Consider the following 22831-nt stretch of genomic DNA (forward strand, 5'->3'; position numbering starts at 1 on the left):
CAATCTTTAGATAGAGGCGAAAAGTCACCACGTCGTGTAAGCCTTTTCCTACACGACGCAGCGAAGCTTAAAACTGCTCGGCATTGAGCAGATAAAGCGACTCGCTACCGGCCTTCACGGCTGCGCTCAACGAGTGGATGCGTGGCAGCAATCGGGCAAAGTAGAACCGTGCGGTCCCCAGTTTGCTGGCATAGAAATCGTCCTGCCCCTGCTTGGCCAGCGCCGTACGTGCCATCAGCGCCCACATGTAGGCATAAGCGACGTAACCGAAGGTCTGCAGGTACTCCACCGACGCGGCACCGATCTCGTTCGGGTTGCTCTTGGCGCGGTCCAGTACCCAGGCGGTCAGTTCGTCGAGGCAACCCAAGGCTGCTGCCAGCGGTTTACTGAATTCGTCCAGCCCGGCGTCTGCCGAGGCGATGAACTGGCGGACCTCATCCGCGAACAACGCGTAATACGCCCCGCCGCTGCCCACGACCTTGCGCCCGATCAGGTCCAGCGCCTGAATGCCGTTGGTGCCCTCGTAGATCTGCGTGATGCGCACATCGCGCACCAGTTGCTCCTGGCCCCACTCACGGATGTAGCCATGGCCACCGAACACCTGCTGACCATGCACCGTCGTTTCCAGGCCGAGGTCAGTGAGGAACGCCTTGGCCACCGGCGTCAGCAAGGCCACCAGGTCCTCGGCACGTTTGCGCACAACCGGGTCTTCGCTGTACTTGGCGGTATCCAGTTGCATCGCCACATAACTGGAGAAGGCGCGGCCACCCTCGTTAAAGGCCTTCATGGTCAGCAGCATGCGCCGCACATCAGGGTGAACGATGATTGGGTCTGCGACCTTTTCCTTCGCTTGCGGACCGGTCGGCGCACGGCTCTGCAGACGGTCGCGGGCGTATTCGATCGCGTTCTGATAAGAACGCTCTGCCGATGCCAGGCCCTGAATACCGACGCCCAAACGCTCGTAATTCATCATGGTGAACATGGCGGCCAGGCCCTTGTTGGGCTCACCGACCAGATACCCTACCGCGTCGTCAAAGTTCATCACGCAGGTGGCAGAAGCCTGAATGCCCATCTTGTGCTCGATGGAGCCGCAATTGACCGGGTTGCGTGCGCCGAGGCTGCCGTCAGCATTGACCAGGAACTTGGGCACCAGAAACAACGAAATGCCTTTCGGCCCAGCCGGTGCGTCCGGCAGTTTAGCCAACACCAAGTGGATGATGTTCTCGGTCAGGTCGTGCTCGCCGCCCGTGATGAAGATCTTCGTACCACTGACCCTGTAACTGCCATCGGCCTGAGGTTCTGCACGGGTGCGGATGATGCCCAGGTCAGTGCCGGCATGGGGCTCGGTCAGGCACATCGAGCCGGCCCAGACGCCGGCATACATGTTTGGCAGGTAGGTAGCCTTGAGTGCTTCACTGGCGTGGGCATTGATCGACAGACAGGCACCGGCCGTCAGCATCGGGTACAGGCCGAAGGACAGGCTGGAAGCGTTGACCATCTCTTCGACCTGGGCAGAAATCACCTTGGGCATGCCCATGCCGCCGAATGCGGGATCACCGCCTACGCCCACCCAACCACCTTCGGCATAGGTGCGATACGCATCGATAAAACCTGCTGGTGTAGTGACGACGCCATTATCCCAACGGCAGCCCTCTTCGTCGGCACCACGGTTCAGCGGCGCGATGCTTTTGCTGGTGACCTTGCCGGCCTCCTCGAGAACGGCCATGGCCGTCTCTTCGTCAACGATATCGGCCAGGCCGGGCAGTTGAGCCCAGAGCCTGGCAACCTCGAAGACTTCATTGAGGACGAAGCGCATATCGCGCAAGGGCGCTTTATAGTCAGCCATGGCAACCTCTCACAGAACCAGTCAGGGGCAGTCCCGAGGGACCGATACTCAGTTAGAAAACCAGTGTACCTGAACAACTTTTGCGAGACATAGGGCCATCTTTTGACCGGATAGTCATATCCGGTCACGCTGTACGAACGGCCCCTCGCTTGTTTTGCAAACCGTAGGCGACCACGCAGTTACGGCCCGCGCCTTTGGCGCTGTAGAGCGCCTGGTCGGCCGATTTGAGCACTTCGTCAGGCGAGCGATGCTCCATCTGACGCTCGGCGACACCGATACTGATGGTCACCGACACACTGGCGGCCGCAGCAGCACCGCGGCGCTGGCGCCCCTGAGTATCGTCCTGCGGGCGGCTATCCGGATTACGCAGCAAGATATTGTAGTTGGCGATCACCTCGCGCACGGCTTCCAGGTGTGGCATGCACTCCTCGATGCTCTTGCCGGCAAATACCAGGCAAAACTCCTCCCCGCCATAGCGGTAGGCACGACCACCACCAGTGACCTTGGACAACTTGCTGGCCACCAGACGCAGCACCTGGTCCCCGACATCGTGACCGTGGGTGTCGTTGAATTTCTTGAAGTGGTCGACGTCTGTCATCGCCAGCACATAGGTACGGCCCAACCGCTGCATCCGCTCATTCAATGCGCGACGCCCCGGTAGCCCGGTCAACTCGTCGCGGAAGGCCATCTGATAGGCTTCATGGGACACCGCTGCGGCAATCATCAACATCACCTGACTGCACATGATGTTGAGGGTAAACGGCAAGATGAACGTCTTTGGCAGCATCCAGAAAATGCCGATCAGGCCAATGATCTGCGCCGCATGCAGCGGTCGTGGCTGACGCAGGTACTGCACCACCAGCAAGCCGAAGGCGATCAGGAACACCGGGTACGCCATCTGGATCAGGCTCATCCATTGGCCATGCAACGATGGCCAACGAATCTCCGCCAGCCACGCCAGCAAGGGCTGCGGGAAGCTCTGCTCAAGCCCCAGGGCGACACTGCCAAAAGCCAGCAACACGGCAAAGCGCGCCACCATATCCTGGAACAGGTGCGTACGCTCCTGCCAGGCGCCAAACAGCCCGAACAGCAAGGGCAGTAACAGGCACACTAAATGGAAGACAACGGCCGCATCCTCACGGACCCGCCCATTGTCTCGATAAAAGTCAGTCTGAGTATCCAGCAGGAAGTAGGCGATATAGACCGTGACCATCAGAAACAGCTCACGCTGACGTCGGTAAACCGCGCAGTAGGCACCGCCAAGCAGCAACACCAAGGTTGGCAGCACATTGAACAGCGATGTGAAGAAAACACTCAGGTCCCGCACATAGGCCGCCGCCAGTCCGCAGAGCAGAAGGAACAGTGATGGCAGAAAGTGACTGAGGCGTACAGCAGATAAACGAAACAAGGGAATCTCCGACCCGGCAGATCAACAATGGCATTGTGCCTCTAGTGCATCGGCAACGCACATGAATAGATGAATGTTTACCTGCACTTTCATTTAACGGCAGCGCGAGATGGGGTTTAAGGCTTCCCTCCTGTTCGTCCACACAAAAAAAACCGCCTGCCGGTCAGGGCAGGCGGTTTTTCAGTTCAGCCACTCACTCAGTAAGCGAGGCCGAAATCTTCCTCTTTCATGTCCATCAGGTTATTGGCACCTGACAGCATGGCTTCAACATGAGCACGGGTACGCGGCAGGATGCGCTGGAAGTAGAAGCGCGCAGTTTGCAGCTTGGCGGTGTAGAACGCAGTTTCGCTGGTACCAGCGGCCAGTTTCTCAGCAGCCAGGCGCGCCATGTCAGCCCAGAAGTAAGCCAGGCAGGCATAACCGGAGTACATGACGTAGTCCACCGAAGCGGCACCAACTTCTTCACGGTCTTTCATGGCGGCCATCCCGACTTTCATGGTCAGCTCACCCCACTCCTTGTTCAGCTTGGCCAGCGGTTCAACGAACTCCTTGACCGCATCGTTGCCCTCCTGGCCCTGGCAGAACTTGTGGACGATCTTGGTGAAGCCCTTCAGGGCCTCGCCTTGAGTCATCAGCACTTTACGGCCCAGCAGGTCCAGCGCCTGGATACCCGTGGTGCCCTCGTACAGCATGGAGATACGGCTGTCGCGCACGTTCTGCTCCATGCCCCACTCGGCGATGAAACCGTGACCGCCGTAGATCTGCACGCCGTGGTTGGCGGCTTCAAAACCGACTTCGGTCATGAAAGCCTTGGCGATCGGGGTCATGAAAGCCAGCAGCGCGTCGGCTTTCTTCCTTTCTTCCTCGTCCTGGCTGTACTTGACGATATCGACCTGTTTGGCGGTGAAGTAGACCATCGCCCGGTTACCTTCGGCGAAAGCCTTCATGGTCAGCAGCATACGCCGCACGTCCGGGTGAACGATGATCGGGTCAGCGGCTTTATCCGGTGCTTTCGGCCCGGTCAGCGAACGCATCTGCAGGCGGTCGCGTGCGTACTTCAGGCCACCCTGGAAGGCCACTTCAGCGTGAGCCAGGCCTTGCAGCGCAGTCCCCAGACGTGCGGTGTTCATGAAGGTGAACATGCAGTTCAGGCCCTTGTTGGCCGGGCCGATCAGGTAGCCGGTCGCGGCGTCGAAGTTCATCACGCAGGTGGCGTTGCCGTGGATACCCATCTTGTGTTCGATGGAACCACAGGCCACGGCATTGCGTTCGCCCACACCACCATCAGCGGTAGGCAGGAACTTCGGCACGATGAACAGCGAGATGCCTTTGGTGCCAGCAGGGGCGTCGGGCAAGCGTGCCAGAACGATATGGACGATGTTATCGGCCATGTCGTGCTCACCGGCGGAGATGAAAATCTTGGTGCCGGTGACTTTGTAGGAGCCATCAGCCTGAGGCTCGGCCTTGGTGCGCAGCATGCCCAGATCGGTGCCGCAGTGCGGCTCGGTCAGGCACATGGTGCCGGTCCACTCACCGGAAACCAGCTTGGTCAGGTAGGTGTGTTGCTGCTGGGGCGTGCCGTGCTCGGAGATCGTGTTCATCGCGCCATGAGACAAGCCAGGGTACATGCCCCAGGACCAGTTGGACTCACCGACCATTTCGCTGATCGCCAGGCCCAGCGACTCAGGCAAGCCCTGACCACCATGCTCGACGTCATGGGCCAGGCTCGGCCAGCCACCTTCGACAAACTGCTGGTAGGCCTCTTTGAAGCCGGTCGGGGTTTTCACGCCCGACTCACTCCAGGTACAGCCTTCCAGATCACCCACACGGTTCAGTGGGGCCAGTACCTGTTCACAAAACTTGGCGCCTTCCTCAAGGATGGCATTCACCATGTCTGGAGTGGCGTCCTGGCAAGCCGGCAGGCTCTGATAGTGCGCTTCGTAGCCGAGCAACTCGTCACGAACAAAGCGAATATCACGCAAGGGGGCTTTGTAATCAGGCATAGCGATAAACCTCTGCTGATGGATCCTGGATAGGGAGACCGTGACACACCGACCAGCTCTTGGCGACTTTCGGTCAAACAGTTGTTTGAAACATACGTTTACGCCAATGGGTTGTCAAGCATCGTCCAGAGGGCAAATGCGCCATCTCAAACCGCTGCATGGCCCTCGTTACACCCGCTACACGCGCACGAACGAGCGCCTGGCGACAAGGCCAAGGCGCTGATACATAAAGCGTAGTAGAGGGGGCGAACGCAGACAGACCGGGGGGCGGTCAGGCGTAGGTATCGATCAGGGTGCCGAGCATTTCGTCGGAAGCTTTGGCCACTTTGACACCGAGTTCAACCTGGAACTTGCCCAGGGCCAATTCGACGGTGCTGGTGGCGAGGTCTTGTTGCTGGCTGCGATCGACCGAACGCAGACGCTCAGCCTGATAGTCGCTGGACTGGCTGGTGGCGGCACGCTCGACGGTGGTATTGGCGATCTGGCTGGCTGCCTGATCGACACGGTTCTGCCCCGTCTGAATAGCCCCCAGACCGGCATAGAACGCTGAGTTGCCTGAGATTTCCATTTCGACACTCCATGACGCTAACTGCAGATACCGCCTATTGAAGCAGACCTCAAGGAAAAAGGCCCGTCAAAAACACTAATAGCACATTGCCCTTCAATAGCCTGTAGTCAGTCCAGCAGATCCAGTTGCAGGAATTCAGCCACGGCGTCAGCCGTGACGCTCTTGAGTTTAGGGACGCGCCCCAGGCAGGGTGCCGGCAACCGCTCCGCCAGGGTTGCAAGGTTCTCTTCCAGTCGCGATGTGCGCGGATCGACGACGTTGGCCACCCAGCCGGCCAACTGCAGGCCATCGCGCGCGATGGCTTCAGCACTGAGCAGGGCGTGATTGATGCACCCCAGGCGCACGCCAACCACCAGAATCACCGGCAGTTGCAGGGCAATGGCCAGATCAGAAAGGTTGGCCTGATCAGACAGCGGTACCCGCCAACCGCCAGCCCCTTCAATCAGGGTGAAATCTGCCCGTTGCGCCAACACGTGACGCATCGGCGCGAGCAACCCCTGAACCGTCAATGCCACGCCCGCCTCACGCGCCGCCAGATGCGGTGCGATGGCCGGCTCAAAGGCGAAAGGGTTGACCTGCTCGTAGGGCAATACAATCGAACTTTGCGCCATCAGCGCCAGGGCGTCGGCATTGCGCAAGCCCTTGGCGCTGACCTCACAGCCCGAGGCAACCGGCTTGGCACCCAGCGTGCTGAGCCCCGCCTGGCGGGCAGCCTGAAGCAAGCCGGCGGCGATCGTAGTCTTGCCGACGTCGGTATCGGTACCCGCGATGAAATAGGCTGCGTTCATTTCACACTCCACCTTCCAGAGGTTTCTGCAGCACCCCGTAGACCACCTGATAGGTCGCCGGCAGGCCTTGGGGCTGACGGAACCGCTCGTATGCCTGCAGCAAGCCCTGCATGCGTGCGCGTCCCGTCAAGCCGGTGGGCCGGCCCGGGTTGAGATTGTGTGCGCCCAAGGCCTTGAGCTCATGGGTCAGGCTGCGCACATCCGGGTAGTGCAAAACATGCGGACGGCGCTCCAACGCCAGCACCGGCATGCCACTGGCCAGGCACAGGCGCTGATAGTCCTCAAATGGCCGAAAACGGTTGACGTGAACCAGCCCGTCCACCGCCTGCCAACTGTCGCGCAGCTCCTGGAGCGTACCGACACACAGGCTGGCAAACGCCAGGACACCGCCCGGCTGCAACACCCGCCGGGCCTCACTGAGCACACCTGCAAAGTCACCACACCACTGCACCGCCAGGCTGGTGAAGATCAGCCCGACGCTGGCCTCGCGCAGCGGCAAACGCTCGGCATCACCAGCAACATGGTAGTGCGCACCGCCCTGTTCGCGGGCATGACGAAGCATGCCTTCGGCAATGTCTACCGCCAGGCCGACACGTTGCGGATAACGCTGTTCCAGCATCCGGCTGAAGTAGCCCGTGCCACTGCCCAGGTCGAGCCAGTTCGACGGCTGTAACGACGCAGGCAATTGTTCCAGCAAGGCGTTCCCCACATCGCGCTGCAACTGCGCAACGCTGTCATAACTGACTGCGGCGCGGGAAAACGACGCGGCTACCTGGCGTTTGTCAGGCAAGGCACCGGGCAAGGCCGGCCGGGATAGATCAGTCATCACCGCTCTCGTGCAGAAAAGCCTTTATCGCACAGGCCAACTCGTGGGGTGTCTCCACCAAGAAGCCGTGCGCGCTGTCTTCGATCAAACCGACTTCAACGTCGGGTAACACATTCAGCAGCTCGCGCGCAGCTTCAGCAGGCACCAATGCATCGCTCCCGGCAAACAGGTGCAGCTGCGGCCCGCCAAACGACTGCAATGCTGTACGGGTGTCCAACTGCGCCAGCAGTTCCAGGCCAGTCACCAGAAACTCCTCACGCGTCTGCGGCATACCGGCCGTCAACAGCCGCGCCAGCGTGCGTGGTTCCTCTGCACCCTGGCTGCACAGCGAGACAAAGCGTTTAAGGGTCACCTGAGGGTGATGGCGGCAGCCGTCGAGAAACGTCTCAAAGGTGGCGGGCGCCATCCCGTGCGGCCAATCCGGGCGAGCGACAAAACTGAGGTTGCTGGCCAGGGTCAGTACGCCGCAGCACTCATCACCACGACGAGCGGCCAGTTCAGCCGCCAGCATTCCACCCAGCGACCAGCCACCCAGCCAGGTGTTACGTGGCAGGCTACGGTCCAGGGCCGAAAGCCACGCGTGCGGATCACTGGTGTCGAGTTGCGGTAACGCATGCACCTCAACCTTGAGCGCCGGGTCCAACGCGCGCAGAGCCGCAGCCAACGGCTCCAGCGCCGCGGTTCCCAGGCCCCAGCCTGGCAGCAGTATCAGACGGTCACGCATCGACAGGCTCCAACAACGGATAACACTCGGCCAATGCATTCAACAATAGCTGCACCTGTGCCTGACTGTGGGCCGCTGTCAGGGTAACGCGCAACCGCGCACCGCCTGCAGGGACCGTCGGTGGTCGAATGGCAGTGACCAGCAGGCCGCGCTCACGTAACAACTGCGACAACCGAACCGCCCGAGCACTGTCGCCTATCACGATCGGCTGGATCGGGGTAAAGCTGTCCATCAGCGTCAAGCCGATCTGCTCGGCACCACTGCGGAATTGTTGGATCAATGCCGCCAGGTGCTCTCGACGCCACGTTTCTGTACGCAGCAGCTCCAGGCTTTTCAAGGTGGCGCAGGCCAGCGCCGGTGGCTGACTGGTGGTGTAGATATAAGGGCGGGCGAACTGGATCAGGCACTCGATTAGCTCTTCACTGCCCGCAACAAATGCTCCCCCGGTGCCGAAGGCTTTTCCGAGGGTACCGACCAGCACTGGGACGTCATCCAGGCCCAGGCCAAAATGCTCGACAACGCCACCGCCCTGGCGCCCCAGGGTACCGAAACCATGTGCATCGTCGACCATCAACCAGGCACCGCGCGCTTTCGCCGCCTTGGCCAGCGCGGGCAGGTCAGCCACATCGCCGTCCATGCTGAACACCCCGTCAGTGACCACCAGGGTGTCGCCCTGGGCTTTCTCCAGACGGCTGGTCAGGCTCAGGGGGTCGTTATGCAGGTAGCGATTGAAACGCGCACCACTGAGCAGCCCGGCATCAAGCAACGATGCGTGGTTGAGGCGGTCCTGCAGCACCGTATCACCCTGCCCGACCAATGCCGTCACAGCGCCCAGATTGGCCATGTAGCCGGTGGTGAAGAGCAACGCCCTCGGGCGCCCGGTGAACTCGGCCAAGGCCTCTTCCAGCGCGTGATGCGGGCCGCTATGACCGATCACCAGGTGCGAAGCACCGCCACCGACACCCCAGCGCTCGGCACCGTCACGCCAGGCAGCAATCACATCGGGGTGATTGGCCAGGCCCAGATAGTCGTTGCTGCAAAAGGCCAACAGCGGTTGACCGTCGACCACCACGCTGGGGCCTTGCGGGCTCTCCAGCAACGGTCGCTGCCGGTACAGGGACGCGGCGCGCCGTTCTTCCAGGCGCGCACGAAGATCGAAGCTCATCCGCACCTCAAACCGAGGCGGCGTTGTAGAACAGCTCGCTGCTCTTCTGCTCGATCAGGGCCTGCTCGATAGCCGCCTGATGAACCTCATCGGCATGCTCCTCGCGGGCCTCGGGCTGGATACCAAGGCGTGCAAACAGTTGCATGTCCTTGTCGGCCTGCGGGTTGGCAGTGGTCAGCAGCTTCTCGCCGTAGAAAATCGAGTTGGCGCCCGCGAAGAAGGCCAGTGCCTGCATTTCTTCGTTCATGGCTTCACGGCCAGCCGACAGACGGACGTGGGACTTGGGCATCAGGATGCGGGCAACGGCGAGCATGCGGATAAAGTCGAACGGATCGACAGCCTCGGCATTCTCCAGCGGCGTACCGGCGACCTTCACCAGCATGTTGATCGGTACCGACTCCGGGTGCTCTGGCAGGTTGGCCAGTTGAATCAGCAGGCCAGCGCGGTCGTCCAGCGACTCGCCCATGCCGAGAATGCCACCGGAGCAGATCTTCATCCCCGCATCGCGCACATACGCCAGGGTTTCCAGGCGCTCGCCATAGGTACGGGTGGTGATGATGTTGCCGTAGAACTCCGGCGAGGTATCGAGGTTGTGGTTGTAGTAGTCCAGCCCGGCTTCGGCCAGGGCCTGGGTCTGCTCACGGTCGAGCTTGCCCAGGGTCATGCAGGTTTCCAGGCCCATGGCCTTGACCCCTTTGACCATCTCCAGCACATACGGCATGTCCTTGGCCGACGGGTGTTTCCAGGCGGCGCCCATGCAGAACCGGGTAGAACCGATAGCCTTGGCCCGCGCGGCTTCCTCCAGCACCTTCTGCACTTCCATCAGCTTCTGCTTGTCCAGGCCGGTGTTGTAGTGACCGGACTGTGGACAATATTTGCAATCTTCCGGGCAGGCACCGGTCTTGATCGACAGCAGGGTCGAGACCTGAACACGGTTAGCGTTGAAGTGCGCGCGGTGTACGGTCTGCGCCTGGAACAGCAAGTCATTGAACGGCTGTTGGAACAGGGCTTTAACCTCAGCCAGGGTCCAGTCGTGACGAAGAGTTGCAGTTGTGCTGGCGCTCATGGGCGATTCCTTGTTTAGGCTTGACTGGCGCCGGGACAGGAAAGCCCGCCAGCGCATCACGGAGTGTTTGCATGATTAAGGAAGCCCCATGCACTGTCAACCGAAGCTTAAACAGCTGGTTTACAAGTGGTTAAATAATAACCACAACTGTTTGTTATGCGATGAACCTGCCCACGCCCCCATCCCCATCTGCGTCGCCTGCGAGGCTGAGCTGCCCTGGCTTGATGAACGATGCCGGGTGTGCGCCTTGCCCTTGCCGATGACAGGACTGGTCTGCGGGCAATGCAATCGCCGCCGCCCGGCTTTCCAGCAGGTTGAAGCCCCTTGGCACTATGGGTTTCCAGTGGATGCACTGATCACCCGCTTCAAATACCACCGGCAATGGCCGCTGGGGCGACTGCTCGCCGAACTGCTCGGCAACTGGCTGGCCTACCGTTTCGCCGAAGGCCTGGCGCAGCCAACGCTTCTGTTACCTGTACCGATGGCCACACGCCGGTTGCGTCAGCGCGGCTACAACCAAGCGGGAATGCTGGCCAAGTGGCTCGGCACACAACTGGACATTACCTGCGATGAACACCTGCTGGTGCGCACGCTCGATACCCCTGCGCAACAGGGCCTGAACGCCCGGACCCGCAAACGCAACCTGCGCCAGGCGTTCGCAGTGACCGATGTGAAGGCCGTGGCCGGCCGTCACCTGGCCTTGGTCGATGATGTACTGACCACCGGTGCCACCGCCCAGGCCTTGGCGAGCCAGCTGCTCAAGGCGGGGGCTCGACGGGTTGATGTGTACTGCCTGGCGCGCACGCCAAAACCGGGCAGCGCTTGACTTGGCACAAGCGGGCGGGCACTTTCGCAGCGATCACCGCCACCCTGCGTAGCCATTCATGTCCCTGCCCGCCCTGCTCAACCAGCACCTCGTCAAACGCCCGCAACGTATCGCCCTGCTGCAGCACATCGCCGAGCAAGGCTCGATCACGCGGGCGGCAAAAAGCGCCGGCATCAGCTACAAGGCCGCCTGGGATGCCATCGACGAGCTGAACAATCTGGCTGGCACGCCACTGGTCGAACGCAGCGTCGGTGGCAGGGGTGGTGGCGGTGCGAAACTCACCGAGGAAGGCGCTCGGGTACTGCGCCTGTATCAGCGCCTGCAAGCCTTGCAGGCGCAAATTCTCGAAGCCACCGAAGACGCGGCGGATCTCGACCTGCTCGGTCGGTTGATGCTGCGCACCAGCGCACGCAACCAACTGTACGGCAAGGTACGCGCAATAGAGGCTCAGGGTCGCAATGACCTGATCGAGCTGGCACTGGCCGACAACCTGAGCCTCAGCGCACAGATCACCCATGACAGCACGCTGCGCCTGGAGCTGACCCCCGGGGCCACTGTCGTTGCGCTGATCAAGGCTGGCTGGCTGGAGTTGTTGGCGGCCAATACCCAGCCTGAAGCAGGCTACAACTGCCTGCTGGCGACCGTCGAGGAGCGCCTCGACGATGCCGGAGGGCCCAGCGAAGTGCGCCTGGTGCTGAGCAACGGCCAGACCCTCTGCGCCCTCGCAGAAGCCGAGTGGCTGAATGAGTTGCATGCAACGCCTGGCAGCCTGTTACAGGTTCAGTTCCCGCCGGCCTGTGTACTGCTGGGAACCCCAGTCTAAAATTCGACACATTACCGTCACACAGGCTGACTAAGGTGACTGCCAAAACAGCAGGAAGCCGATCATGACCCTTTTAGACGAAAACCAGCCTACCGATCTCGAACAGATGGTCGGCCTCAGCCGACGCCGCTTCATCGGTGCCGGCGCCCTGTGTGGCGCAGCGTTGTTCCTTGGCGGCGGCCTGCTGAGCCGCAGCACACTGGCGCAGAGCGTCAAGGCCGCCAACGACAGCCTGCTGGGTTTTCCGACGATCCCTGCCGCAACCACCGACAGCATCAGCCTGCCGCCCGGCTACAACGCCTCGGTACTGATCAGTTGGGGCCAGCCGCTGCACACCGACAGCCCGGCGTTCGACGCCTCGGGCAATGGCAGCGCCAAAGCGCAGGAACTGCAGTTTGGCGACAATAACGATGGCATGAGCCTGTTCCCCTTTCCTGGCGATGAAAACCGGGCGTTGATGGCCATCAACAACGAGTACACCAACTACCGCTACCTGTTCCCTCACGGTGGCCAGCCAACCTCCGCCGAAGATGTGCATAAGGCCCAGGCTGCCGAAGGCGTGTCGGTGATTGAGGTGCAACGCAGCAATGGCCAGTGGCAGTTCGTCCAGGGCTCGCCCTACAACCGCAGGATTCACGGCAATACGCCAATCCGCATGAGCGGCCCGGCCAGCGGCGATGCCTGGCTCAAGACCGCTGCCGACAACAGTGGCGGCAAGGTACTGGGCACCTTCCAGAACTGCGCCAACGGCAAGACGCCATGGGGCACCTACCTGACCTGCGAAGAAAACTTCACCGACTGCTTCGGCAGCAGCAACCCCCAACAGGCATTCGATCCGGGCCAGAAACGCTACGGTGCTTCGGTCGCCAGCAAGGACATCGGCTGGCACCTGCACGATCCGCGCTTCGACCTGGCGAAAAACCCCAATGAACTCAACCGGCATGGCTGGGTCGTCGAAATTGACCCCTTCGACCCACATTCAACGCCGGTCAAGCGCACAGCCCTGGGCCGCTTCAAACATGAAAATGCGGCACTAGGCGAAACCCGCGACGGCCGGGCAGTGGTCTACATGGGCGACGATGAACGTGGAGAGTTCATCTACAAATTCATCAGTCGCGACCCCATCGACCACAAGAACCCCACTGCCAACCGTAACCTGCTCGACCACGGCACCCTGTATGTCGCCCGCTTCGACAACGGCGACGGCAACCCCGACCAGCCGAAAGGCAAGGGCCAGTGGCTGGAGCTGACCCACGGCAAGAACGGCCTGAACGCCGCCAATGGCTTCGCCAATCAGGCTCAGGTGCTGATCCATGCGCGCCTGGCGGCCAGCCTGCTTGGCGCCACACGCATGGACCGCCCGGAATGGATTGTGGTCAGCCCCAAGGATGGTCAGGTCTATTGCACCTTGACCAACAACGTCAAACGCGGCGAAGAAGGCCAACCCGTAAACGGACCGAACCCCCGTGAGAAAAACATCTACGGGCAGATACTGCGCTGGCGCGAAAGCGCTGACGACCAGGGTGCGATGACCTTCGACTGGGACCTGTTCCTGATTGCCGGCAACCCTGGCGTTCATCCCGGCGACGCGAAAGCCGGCTCAGCCAACATCACCCCGCAGAACATGTTCAACAGCCCGGACGGGCTGGGTTTCGATGCCGACGGACGGCTGTGGATTCTCACCGATGGCGACTACAGCAATAGCGGTGATTTTGCCGGCATGGGCAACAACCAGATGCTCTGCGCCAACCCGACGACCGGCGAGATCCGGCGCTTCATGGTCGGCCCGGTGGGCTGTGAAGTCACCGGTATTGCCTTCGCGCCAGACCAGCGCACGCTGTTCGTAGGTATCCAGCACCCAGGCGAAAGTGGCGGCTCGACCTTCCCCGAGCACCTGCCCAACGGCAAGCCGCGTTCATCCGTCATGGCGATCCGCCGGGACGACGGCGGCATCATCGGCGCCTGAGGCGAACCGCAACACAGCCCCTGCAACTCCGCGCGCGCAGGGGCATGTAGCGCACCCCAACGAGATGCATCGCATCCGGCGGATTGCGCTACCATGCCAGGCATGATGCGGCTGCCTGCCGCACGGCAGGAGCGCGTATGTCACACCCCTTCGATACCCTCACCCCCGACCTGGTGCTGGACGCCGTGGAAAGCACCGGTTTTCTAAGCGATGCCCGGGTGTTGGCCCTCAACAGTTACGAGAACCGCGTCTATCAAGTCGGCATCGAAGACGCCGAACCGTTGATCGCCAAGTTCTACCGGCCCGGACGCTGGAGCAACGAGGCCATTCTCGAAGAGCACGCCTTCACCGCCGAACTGGCCGATTGCGACGTGCCGGTGGTCGCGCCACTGGTTCACAACGGCGCCACCCTGTTCGAACACGCCGGTTTTCGCTTCACCCTGTTCCCACGGCGTGGCGGGCGGGCGCCCGAACCGGGCAATCTGGACCAACTCTATCGCCTCGGCCAACTGCTGGGGCGCTTGCACGCCGTAGGCGCTACCCGCCCGTTCCAGCACCGTGAAACCCTGGGGGTGGATAACTTCGGCCATGCTTCGCTCGCCACCCTGCTGGAAGGCAACTTCGTCCCCAAAAGCCTGCTGCCCGCCTATGAATCGGTCGCACGCGACCTGCTCAAGCGCGTCGAGGCTATCTACGCGCAAACGCCACACACGCTCATCCGCCTGCATGGCGACTGCCACCCCGGCAACATGATGTGCCGGGATGAGGTGTTCCATATCGTCGACCTGGATGACTGCCGCATGGGCCCGGCGGTTCAAGACCTGTGGATGATGCTTGCCGGCAGTCGGCAGGAGCGCCTGGGGCAACTGGCTGAACTGATGGACGGCTACAACGAGTTCCACGACTTCGACCCGAGGGAACTGGCCCTGATCGAGCCACTGCGCGCCTTGCGCCAGCTGCACTACAGCGCCTGGCTGGCCCGGCGCTGGGACGACCCGGCCTTCCCGCGTAGTTTCCCCTGGTTCGGTCAGGAGCGTTACTGGGGCGACCAGATCCTTGCACTACGTGAACAACGGGCCGCACTGGATGAAGAACCGCTGAAATTGTTCTGAAACCTGAAGCAGTCTGTCTACAATGGCGACTGCTTTTAGTTAGCTGCCTAAGCAAGGAATCTGCATGCACGCCGTCAACCCGCGCCGCGGGTACATCCTGGGCCTGACCGCCTACATCATCTGGGGCCTGTTCCCCCTCTATTTCAAAGCCCTGCAAGCCGTTCCGGCCGTCGAAATCATTGTTCACCGGGTGCTCTGGTCGGCCTTGTTCGGCTCACTGTTGCTGCTGGTCTGGAAACACCCCGGCTGGTGGCGCGAGCTACGCGAAAACCCTGGCCGGCTAGCGACCCTGGCCCTGAGCGGCGCGCTGATCGCCGGCAACTGGCTGACCTATGTCTGGGCCGTGAACAACGACCGCATGCTTGAGGCCAGCCTGGGCTACTACATCAATCCACTGGTCAACGTTCTGCTGGGTATGCTTTTGCTAGGCGAACGCCTGCGCCGCCTGCAATGGCTCGCCGTAGGCCTGGCAGCATTCGGGGTGGCGCAACAGGTGTGGCAGGTCGGTAGCCTGCCGTGGATTTCACTGATACTGGCAATGAGCTTCGGTTTCTACGGCCTGATCCGCAAAAGGGCGCCCGTTGCGGCACTGCCCGGGCTGGTCGTGGAAACCTGGATGCTAGTACCGCTGGCACTCGGCTGGCTGCTGCTCAACCCGCACGCCAACAGCGCACAGGTCAGCTTCTACGGCAGCAGCGAAGCCCTCTGGCTGATTGCAGCCGGGCCGGTCACGCTGGTGCCGCTGGTCTGCTTCAACGCCGCCGCGCGCCACCTGCCCTACACCACCTTGGGCTTCCTGCAGTACCTGGCGCCGACGCTGGTCCTGCTGCAGGCGGTATGGCTGTTTGGCGAACACCTGTCGAGCAGCACGCTGGTAGCGTTCATCTTCATTTGGGCCGGCCTGGCGCTGTACAGCGTCGACAGCTGGCTACGCCTGCGCAAAAATAGCTGATCAAAAAATATACAGATCGCTGCAGACCACACAGCACGTGGCCTGCAGCAACCTCTCCCAAGGTTATCCACAAGCTGATCCCCGTGCTTTGTGCACAAGCCCCTGAATCTGCTCATTTTTTGCTCAAACCTCCACAGGCCGCAGCCGGCTCGGCGCGGCCAGGAGGCTCCCCAGGTTATCCACAGGGGCATCCCCGGTAAAACGGGATAACTACTCTTCCGGTCGTAACGTGAGCTCTACCATCAGGTCGTCTGCCAGTTCTTCCAGGTGCTTCTGTAGCTGTTCGAGCGGCAAGGTCAGCGGCAGCGCCAACAACGCTTCCGCATAAAACAGCGGCTCACTGCTCATGGGGGCCGGTCGCACATCCGTGTTCAAGCGCTCGACGTTGATCCCCAGTTCGGCCAACAAACGCGTGATATCCCGAACGATGCCTGGCCGGTCGTTGCCAACCAGCTCCATCGCGATGGGCTTCCAGGTGCACGAAGGCTCGATGCCGCTTTCGGCGATCAGCACGCGAATACCCTGGCTGGCCAGCGCCTGCAAGGCTTCGACCAACTCATCATAGGACTCCGCTGGAACAGCCACGCGCAAAATCCCGGCAAACTGGCCGGCCATCCGCGACATCCGGCTCTCGAGCCAGTTGCCATTATGCTCGGCAATGCATTCTGCGATGCGCTCCACCTGACCCGCCTTGTCGGCGGCAATCACTGTCAATACGAGATGATTCACGCGGCAGCCCTCTGCGTTTAACGGTTCGATTCGCCCGAATTGCCAAGGCGCCGAGAAAGTATAGGCAAGGCGCGGCAACCTGCCGCAGCCGTCCCAAAAGACAAATCGTGTACTGTTTTAAGATTTATCTGGAACAATCTCTCTGTTTTTTGAGAACATGTTGTCTTCCAGCGTGACCCCATGCGACCAAACGGTCGCAGAACGACGTATTTAGTCTAATTTTCACAACCGCCGCGCATCATGTAGTATGCCGCAGCGCGGACTACAAAACGTTGATTCGATGTCTGCCAAGGCGCCTGTGAAAATACGCAACCGCCCGCCAGCACGCCTGGCAGGCTGCACCCAGCCGCCCTCCGGGCAAGTTCTGGTGCCGTGTTTAGAGAAGCGCTACAGGCTTTAAATAGAAGAGCTGAATAGCTGAGCAGAGTGAGGCAAGCAATGACTGAACACGTTCAAGTCGGTGGCCTTCAGGTCGCCAAAGTCCTGTTCGACTTCGTGAACAACGAAGCCATTCCTGGAACCGGTATCAACGCCGAACAGTTCTGGGTGGGTGCGGAAAAGATCATCAACGACCTCGCTCCAAAGAACAAAGCCCTCCTGGCCAAACGTGACGACCTGCAGGCGAAGATCGACGCCTGGCACCAGGCACGCAAAGGCCAGGCACACGATGCTGCGGCCTACAAAGCCTTCCTTCAGGAAATCGGCTACCTGCTGCCAGAAGCGGCAGATTTCCAGATTTCCACCGAAAACGTCGATGACGAAATCGCTCGCATGGCCGGCCCACAACTGGTGGTTCCGGTCATGAATGCGCGCTTTGCCCTGAACGCATCCAACGCCCGCTGGGGCTCGCTGTACGACGCCCTGTATGGCACCGACGCCATCAGCGAAGCGGGTGGCGCGGAAAAAGGCAAAGGCTACAACAAGGTTCGTGGCGACAAGGTCATTGCCTTCGCCCGCGCCTTCCTCGATGAGTCCGCGCCACTGGCAGCCGGCACCCATGTCGACGCCACCGCCTACCGTATCGAAAACGGAAAACTGGTAGTCGCCCTCAAAGGTGGCAGCAACAGTGGCCTGCGCGATGATGCACAACTGATTGGCTTCCAGGGTGATGCGGCGAAACCGACCGCCATCCTGCTCAAGCACAACGGCCTGCACTTCGAGATCCAGATCGACGCCAACACCCCTGTCGGCCAAACCGACGCAGCGGGTGTAAAAGACATCCTGGTCGAAGCTGCCCTGACCACCATCATGGACTGCGAAGACTCCGTCGCTGCGGTCGATGCCGACGACAAAGTGGTGGTCTACCGCAACTGGCTCGGCCTGATGAAAGGCGACCTGTCTGAAAGCGTCAGCAAAGGTGGCCAGAGCTTCACCCGCACCATGAACCCGGACCGCGAGTACAGCACGCCTCAGGGTGGCACGTTGAGCCTGCACGGTCGTTCGCTGCTGTTTGTGCGTAACGTTGGTCACCTGATGACCATCGACGCCATTCTCGACAAAGACGGCAACGAAGTACCAGAGGGCATCCTCGACGGCCTGATCACCAACCTGGCAGCGGTGCACAACCTCAACGGCAACACCTCCCGCAAGAACAGCCGTACCGGCTCTGTGTATATCGTGAAGCCGAAAATGCATGGCCCTGAAGAAGCCGCATTTACCAATGAACTGTTCGGTCGCATCGAAGACGTTCTGGGCTTGAAACGTAATACGCTGAAAGTCGGCATCATGGACGAGGAGCGTCGTACCACGGTCAACCTGAAGGCCTGCATCCAGGCTGCCAGCGAGCGTGTAGTGTTCATCAACACCGGTTTCCTTGATCGCACCGGCGATGAAATCCACACCTCCATGGAGGCTGGCGCCATGGTGCGCAAAGGCGACATGAAAACCGAGAAGTGGATCGGCGCTTACGAGAACTCCAACGTCGATATCGGTCTGGCCGCTGGCCTGTCAGGTCGTGCACAGATCGGTAAAGGCATGTGGGCCATGCCGGACCTGATGGCCGGCATGCTCGAACAGAAGATCGCTCACCCGCTGGCTGGCGCCAACACTGCCTGGGTGCCGTCGCCAACGGCTGCTGCGCTGCACGCGCTGCATTATCACAAGGTCGACGTCTTCGCCCGCCAGGCGGAACTGGCCAAGCGTGCACCGGCTTCGGTCGACGACATCCTGACCATCCCGCTGGCCGCCAATACCAACTGGTCCGACGAAGAGATCCGTAACGAGCTGGACAACAACGCCCAGGGCATCCTCGGTTATGTTGTGCGCTGGATCGACCAAGGCGTTGGCTGCTCGAAAGTGCCGGACATCAACGATGTAGGCCTGATGGAAGACCGCGCCACCCTGCGGATTTCCAGCCAACTGCTGGCCAACTGGTTGCGTCACGGTATCGTCAGCGAAGCCCAGGTCATGGAGAGCCTCAAGCGCATGGCCCCCGTGGTTGACCGGCAGAACGCCAACGACCCGCTGTACCGCCCACTGGCACCAGACTTCGACAACAACATCGCCTTCCAGGCGGCAGTCGAACTGGTGGTAGAAGGTACCAAGCAGCCGAACGGCTACACCGAGCCGGTCCTGCACCGTCGTCGGCGCGAGTTCAAGGCGCGTAACGGCCTGTAACGCCATCGCCAGCACTGCCTCCCACCAGGGGGCGGTGCTGGCGGCGACGCACGCCGCCTCACGTTCAATTCACGCCCAACTCCCGCCGCACCAGCGCCAGCAACGCCTCCATATCGATCGGCCCGAGCAGAAAGTCCACTACGCCCAGGCGCATTGCCGAGATCGCATCCTGCACATCAGCCTCGTCCGAGGTAATCACGATGGGCAAAGCCGCCCGTTCCGTCCCCCGAATCAACCGAATCAACCCCAGGCCATCGACCGGGGCCATATGCAGGCCCGTGATCAGCAGGCCGATTGTCCGATCCTTCTTCAGCCGCTGAAGTACCGCTTGGCCGTCATCCAGCACCAGGCACTGCACGCCATGGCTGGAGAGCTGCGCAGCCAGCAGGTCAGCGGCATTGCGCGGGTCATCGACAATCAATACTGTCAGGGCTGCCGGTGCCGGTGCCTGCATGACCGCACTTAGCGCCTCGCGCTCGGCGTCACTCAAGATACTTTCATGATCGGTCATCACGGCTCCATGCACGTAGAAAATTGCCCACTGGAACAAGTTCAGACTGCATTCGGACGCCTTGCAACCTGCCTTTCATCACTTAATGGATGGCCTGCAGCCCGCTCCTGACGCCAATCAACCTGCCTATGCCGCGTTTTTTAGACTTACGTCCAATGGGCACTGCCGGGCCTGCGACCGACCATGGAGGCAGACAAGAACAATCTTCGGCGCTGCGCCGCCGAGCCCAGAGATGTGGTCGAACACATGAGTAAAATGGACGCCTTCGCCCAAGCCGGCAAGACGGCAGTCATGCAGAACATTCAGGGAACCATGCAGTTCCTGCAGCGTTTCCCTCCATTCAACCAGATGGAGAACGCTCATCTGGCCTATCTGGTTGAACAGTGCCAGTTGCGTTTCTATGCTGCCGACGAAAGTATCATCAAGCCCGCCGATGGGCCTGTGGAGCATTTCTACATCGTCAAACAGGGGCGTGTGGTCGGCGAACGCCCGCACACCGCCAAACGCGGCACTGAAACCACCTTTGAAATCACCAGTGGCGAGTGCTTCCCACTGGCGGCGCTGCTGGGTGAGCGTGCGACCCGTACCGAGCATCTGGCCGCCGAGGACACCTTCTGCCTTCGGTTACCTAAAGCCGCGTTCATTCGTCTGTTCACGCTGTCTGACGTGTTCCGGGACTTCGCCCTGCGTGGGGTCAGCAGCCTGCTGGATCAGGTCAACCAGCAAGTCCAGCGCAAGGCCGTCGAAACCCTGGGCACTCAGTACTCGCTGAACACCCGCCTGGGTGAGCTGGCAATGCGTCACCCGGTGGTCTGCGGCCCCGAGACAGCGCTGCGCGAAGCAGTACGGCTGATGCATGAACAACAGGTTGGCAGCATCGTCATCGTCGACCCCCAGCGTGCACCGATTGGCATCTTCACCCTGCGCGACCTTCGCCAGGTGGTGGCCGACGCCAGCGCCGACTTCGCCACGCCGATCGAACAGCACATGACCCACGCGCCGTTCTTCCTCAGCCCCGAGGCCAGTGCCTTCGATGCGGCCATTGCAATGACCGAGCGGCACATCGCCCACGTTTGCCTGGTGGAAGACAAACGCCTGTGTGGCGTGGTGTCCGAACGTGACCTGTTCTCCCTGCAACGGGTGGATCTGGTGCACCTGGCCCGCACCATCCGCAACGCACCACGCATCGAGAACCTGGTATCGATGCGCGGCGAGATCGGTCAACTGGTCGAGCGCATGCTGGCCCACGGCGCATCCTCGACCCAGATTACCCAGATCATCACCTTGCTCAACGACCATACGGTCTGCCGCGTCATCGAGTTGGCGCTTCAGGACAAAGGCGATCCGGGTGTGCCGTTCAGTTGGCTGTGTTTTGGCAGCGAAGGGCGACGCGAGCAAACCCTGCATACCGACCAGGACAACGGCATTCTCTTCGAGGCACGCGATGCGGCCCAGGCCGAAGAGATCCGCAGCAAGCTGTTGCCGCTGGCACTGCACATCAACCAAGGCCTGGCCCAATGTGGATTCACCCTGTGCAAAGGCAACATCATGGCCAGCAATCCACAGCTGTGCCTCTCACGCGCCGAGTGGGCCCGCCGCTTCGCCGCCTTCATTCGTGAAGCCACGCCGGAGAACCTGCTGGCCTCAAGTATCTACTTTGACCTTCGGGTGGTCTGGGGCGACGAAAGCGCCTGCGAGCAACTGCGTCAGGGCATTCTTGAGCAGGTAGCCGACAACCGTCTGTTCCAGCGCATGATGGCCGAAAACGCCTTGCGTCAGCGCCCACCGGTTGGCCGTTTCCGGGACTTCGTCCTGACGCGCCAGGGCGACGACAAGGCCGCAACACTCGACCTTAAGGTTCAGGGCCTGACACCGTTCGTCGACGGCGCACGCCTGCTCGCGCTGGCCAATGGCATCGGCGCCAACAACACCCTGGAGCGCCTGCGCCAACTGGTTGCCAAGGACGTCATCGACCCGCTGGACGGTGCGGCCTATGAAGAGGCCTACCACTTCATCCAGCAGACCCGGATGCAGCAACACCAGTTGCAAACCCGGCATCACCTGCCCTACTCCAACCGCGTCGACCCGGACAGCCTGAACCATCTGGACCGACGCATCCTGCGTGAATCCCTGCGCCAGGCCCAGCGCCTGCAAGCCAGCCTGACCCTGCGGTACCAGTTATGAGTCTGTTTGCCTGGCTGCGTCCCCGCCAGCCCCACCTTAACGAACAACAAGCGCAGCGCCTGGCACAATTGCCTGGCGCTGCCGCCCTCGACGAGCGCCCGCTAGACGAACAACGCTGGGTTGTTCTCGACCTGGAGACCAGTGGGTTGAACGTCAACCGTGACCAGGTACTGTCGATTGGTGCGGTAGTCATTGAGGACGGCGCCATCGACTTCAGCCAACAGTTTGAGCGCACCCTGCACCGACACGACCACAAACTCAGCCCCAGCGTACTGATCCATGGCCTTGGCCCCAGCGCCATTGCTGCCGGTTGCGACCCCGCGCAAGCCTTGCTTGACCTGATGGAGTTTGTTGGCGAAAGCCCGATACTGGCCTTTCATGCACCCTTTGATCAGCGCATGCTCAGCCGCGCCCTTAAAGACAGCCTGGGTTACCGCCTGCAACACCCTTTCATCGATGTGGCCGAACTGGCCCCCCAGCTCAACCCCAACGCCACCTTGCGTGAAGCCGGGCTTGATGACTGGACCTACTACTTCGGCCTGGAGGCCAGCGAACGCCACCATGCCAGTGCCGACGCCATGGTCACTGCCGAACTGGCCCTGATCCTGTTCAACCAGGCAAAACGGCAACACATCGACAGCCCCTTGGCGCTTGAACAGCGGCTAAACGGCTGGCGCCGGCGTCAGCAGCAGCGTCAGCTCTTCTAAGCAAGCACGCT

The 22831-nt window shown here is 61.2% G+C and carries 19 protein-coding genes; 8 read left to right on the forward strand and 11 right to left on the reverse strand.

Annotated elements, in window-relative coordinates:
* Window positions 1-67: 67 nt before the first annotated feature.
* The 9 genes from UIA24_RS10855 to bioB form a co-directional block, all read right to left on the reverse strand.
* Window positions 68-1846: an acyl-CoA dehydrogenase C-terminal domain-containing protein gene (locus UIA24_RS10855; protein ID WP_330522836.1), complete on the reverse strand. Its 1779-nt coding sequence runs from the start codon at window positions 1844-1846 to the stop codon at window positions 68-70.
* Between the two features lie 124 nt (window positions 1847-1970).
* Complete coding sequence (locus UIA24_RS10860; RefSeq protein WP_065761422.1) at window positions 1971-3254, reverse strand: GGDEF domain-containing protein; 1284 nt, start codon at window positions 3252-3254, stop codon at window positions 1971-1973.
* A 197-nt stretch (window positions 3255-3451) separates the two neighbouring features.
* On the reverse strand, window positions 3452-5257 hold the full coding sequence (locus UIA24_RS10865; RefSeq protein ID WP_102052186.1) for a phenylacyl-CoA dehydrogenase: 1806 nt from the start codon (window positions 5255-5257) through the stop codon (window positions 3452-3454).
* A gap of 271 nt (window positions 5258-5528) precedes the next feature.
* Window positions 5529-5825: a pyrroloquinoline quinone biosynthesis protein PqqE gene (locus tag UIA24_RS10870; RefSeq protein ID WP_065761529.1), complete on the reverse strand. Its 297-nt coding sequence runs from the start codon at window positions 5823-5825 to the stop codon at window positions 5529-5531.
* 107 nt (window positions 5826-5932) lie between these two features.
* Window positions 5933-6613 carry a dethiobiotin synthase gene (gene bioD, locus UIA24_RS10875; RefSeq protein ID WP_099776019.1) on the reverse strand — a complete coding sequence of 227 codons (681 nt, stop codon included), beginning with the start codon at window positions 6611-6613 and terminating at the stop codon, window positions 5933-5935.
* 1 nt (window position 6614) lies between these two features.
* Window positions 6615-7439: a malonyl-ACP O-methyltransferase BioC gene (gene bioC / locus UIA24_RS10880; protein ID WP_330522837.1), complete on the reverse strand. Its 825-nt coding sequence runs from the start codon at window positions 7437-7439 to the stop codon at window positions 6615-6617.
* A complete protein-coding gene (locus tag UIA24_RS10885; RefSeq protein WP_099776020.1) occupies window positions 7432-8163 on the reverse strand; it encodes an alpha/beta fold hydrolase in 732 nt (243 codons plus the stop codon). Before UIA24_RS10885 ends, bioC begins: the two co-directional genes overlap by 8 nt.
* Window positions 8156-9328, reverse strand: a complete 1173-nt coding sequence (gene bioF / locus UIA24_RS10890) for an 8-amino-7-oxononanoate synthase (RefSeq protein ID WP_099776022.1) — start codon at window positions 9326-9328, stop codon at window positions 8156-8158. The genes UIA24_RS10885 and bioF overlap by 8 nt, the downstream gene beginning before the upstream one ends.
* A 7-nt stretch (window positions 9329-9335) precedes the next feature.
* On the reverse strand, window positions 9336-10394 hold the full coding sequence (gene bioB / locus UIA24_RS10895; RefSeq protein WP_065761524.1) for a biotin synthase BioB: 1059 nt from the start codon (window positions 10392-10394) through the stop codon (window positions 9336-9338).
* 88 nt (window positions 10395-10482) lie between these two features.
* Here bioB and UIA24_RS10900 point away from each other — a divergent pair, with 88 nt between their 5' ends.
* The 5 genes from UIA24_RS10900 to rarD all read left to right on the forward strand — a co-directional run bounded on the left by UIA24_RS10900 (window position 10483) and on the right by rarD (window position 16073).
* Window positions 10483-11220, forward strand: a complete 738-nt coding sequence (locus UIA24_RS10900) for a ComF family protein (protein ID WP_065761523.1) — start codon at window positions 10483-10485, stop codon at window positions 11218-11220.
* 58 nt (window positions 11221-11278) lie between these two features.
* Window positions 11279-12043 (forward strand): TOBE domain-containing protein, encoded by a 765-nt coding sequence (locus UIA24_RS10905; RefSeq protein WP_330522838.1) that lies wholly within the window; start codon window positions 11279-11281, stop codon window positions 12041-12043.
* 64 nt (window positions 12044-12107) lie between these two features.
* Window positions 12108-14009, forward strand: coding sequence for a PhoX family protein (locus UIA24_RS10910; RefSeq protein WP_330522839.1), 1902 nt, complete (start codon window positions 12108-12110; stop codon window positions 14007-14009).
* Window positions 14010-14146: 137 nt separating this feature from the next.
* The gene (locus UIA24_RS10915; RefSeq protein WP_330522840.1) at window positions 14147-15121 is read left to right on the forward strand and encodes a serine/threonine protein kinase; all 975 of its coding nucleotides are present in this window, start codon (window positions 14147-14149) and stop codon (window positions 15119-15121) included.
* A 64-nt stretch (window positions 15122-15185) separates the two neighbouring features.
* Entirely contained in the window at window positions 15186-16073 is an 888-nt protein-coding gene (rarD, locus tag UIA24_RS10920; protein ID WP_330522841.1) for an EamA family transporter RarD, read from the forward strand.
* Between the two features lie 210 nt (window positions 16074-16283).
* Here rarD and UIA24_RS10925 read toward each other — a convergent pair whose 3' ends face one another.
* Window positions 16284-16802, reverse strand: coding sequence for a glycine cleavage system protein R (locus UIA24_RS10925; protein ID WP_065760752.1), 519 nt, complete (start codon window positions 16800-16802; stop codon window positions 16284-16286).
* Between the two features lie 438 nt (window positions 16803-17240).
* Between UIA24_RS10925 and UIA24_RS10930 the strand changes: the two genes are divergently transcribed.
* Window positions 17241-19418, forward strand: a complete 2178-nt coding sequence (locus UIA24_RS10930; RefSeq protein WP_330522842.1) for a malate synthase G — start codon at window positions 17241-17243, stop codon at window positions 19416-19418.
* A gap of 64 nt (window positions 19419-19482) precedes the next feature.
* Here UIA24_RS10930 and UIA24_RS10935 read toward each other — a convergent pair whose 3' ends face one another.
* Entirely contained in the window at window positions 19483-19929 is a 447-nt protein-coding gene (locus tag UIA24_RS10935) for a response regulator (RefSeq protein WP_330522843.1), read from the reverse strand.
* A 246-nt stretch (window positions 19930-20175) separates the two neighbouring features.
* Between UIA24_RS10935 and UIA24_RS10940 the strand changes: the two genes are divergently transcribed.
* Window positions 20176-22113 carry a DUF294 nucleotidyltransferase-like domain-containing protein gene (locus UIA24_RS10940; protein WP_065760770.1) on the forward strand — a complete coding sequence of 646 codons (1938 nt, stop codon included), beginning with the start codon at window positions 20176-20178 and terminating at the stop codon, window positions 22111-22113.
* On the forward strand, window positions 22110-22820 hold the full coding sequence (locus tag UIA24_RS10945; protein ID WP_065760755.1) for a 3'-5' exonuclease: 711 nt from the start codon (window positions 22110-22112) through the stop codon (window positions 22818-22820). The genes UIA24_RS10940 and UIA24_RS10945 overlap by 4 nt, the downstream gene beginning before the upstream one ends.
* Window positions 22821-22831: the final 11 nt, after the last annotated feature.

Source organism: Pseudomonas sp. AL 58 (assembly GCF_036348395.1).
Taxonomy (GTDB): domain Bacteria; phylum Pseudomonadota; class Gammaproteobacteria; order Pseudomonadales; family Pseudomonadaceae; genus Aquipseudomonas; species Aquipseudomonas defluvii.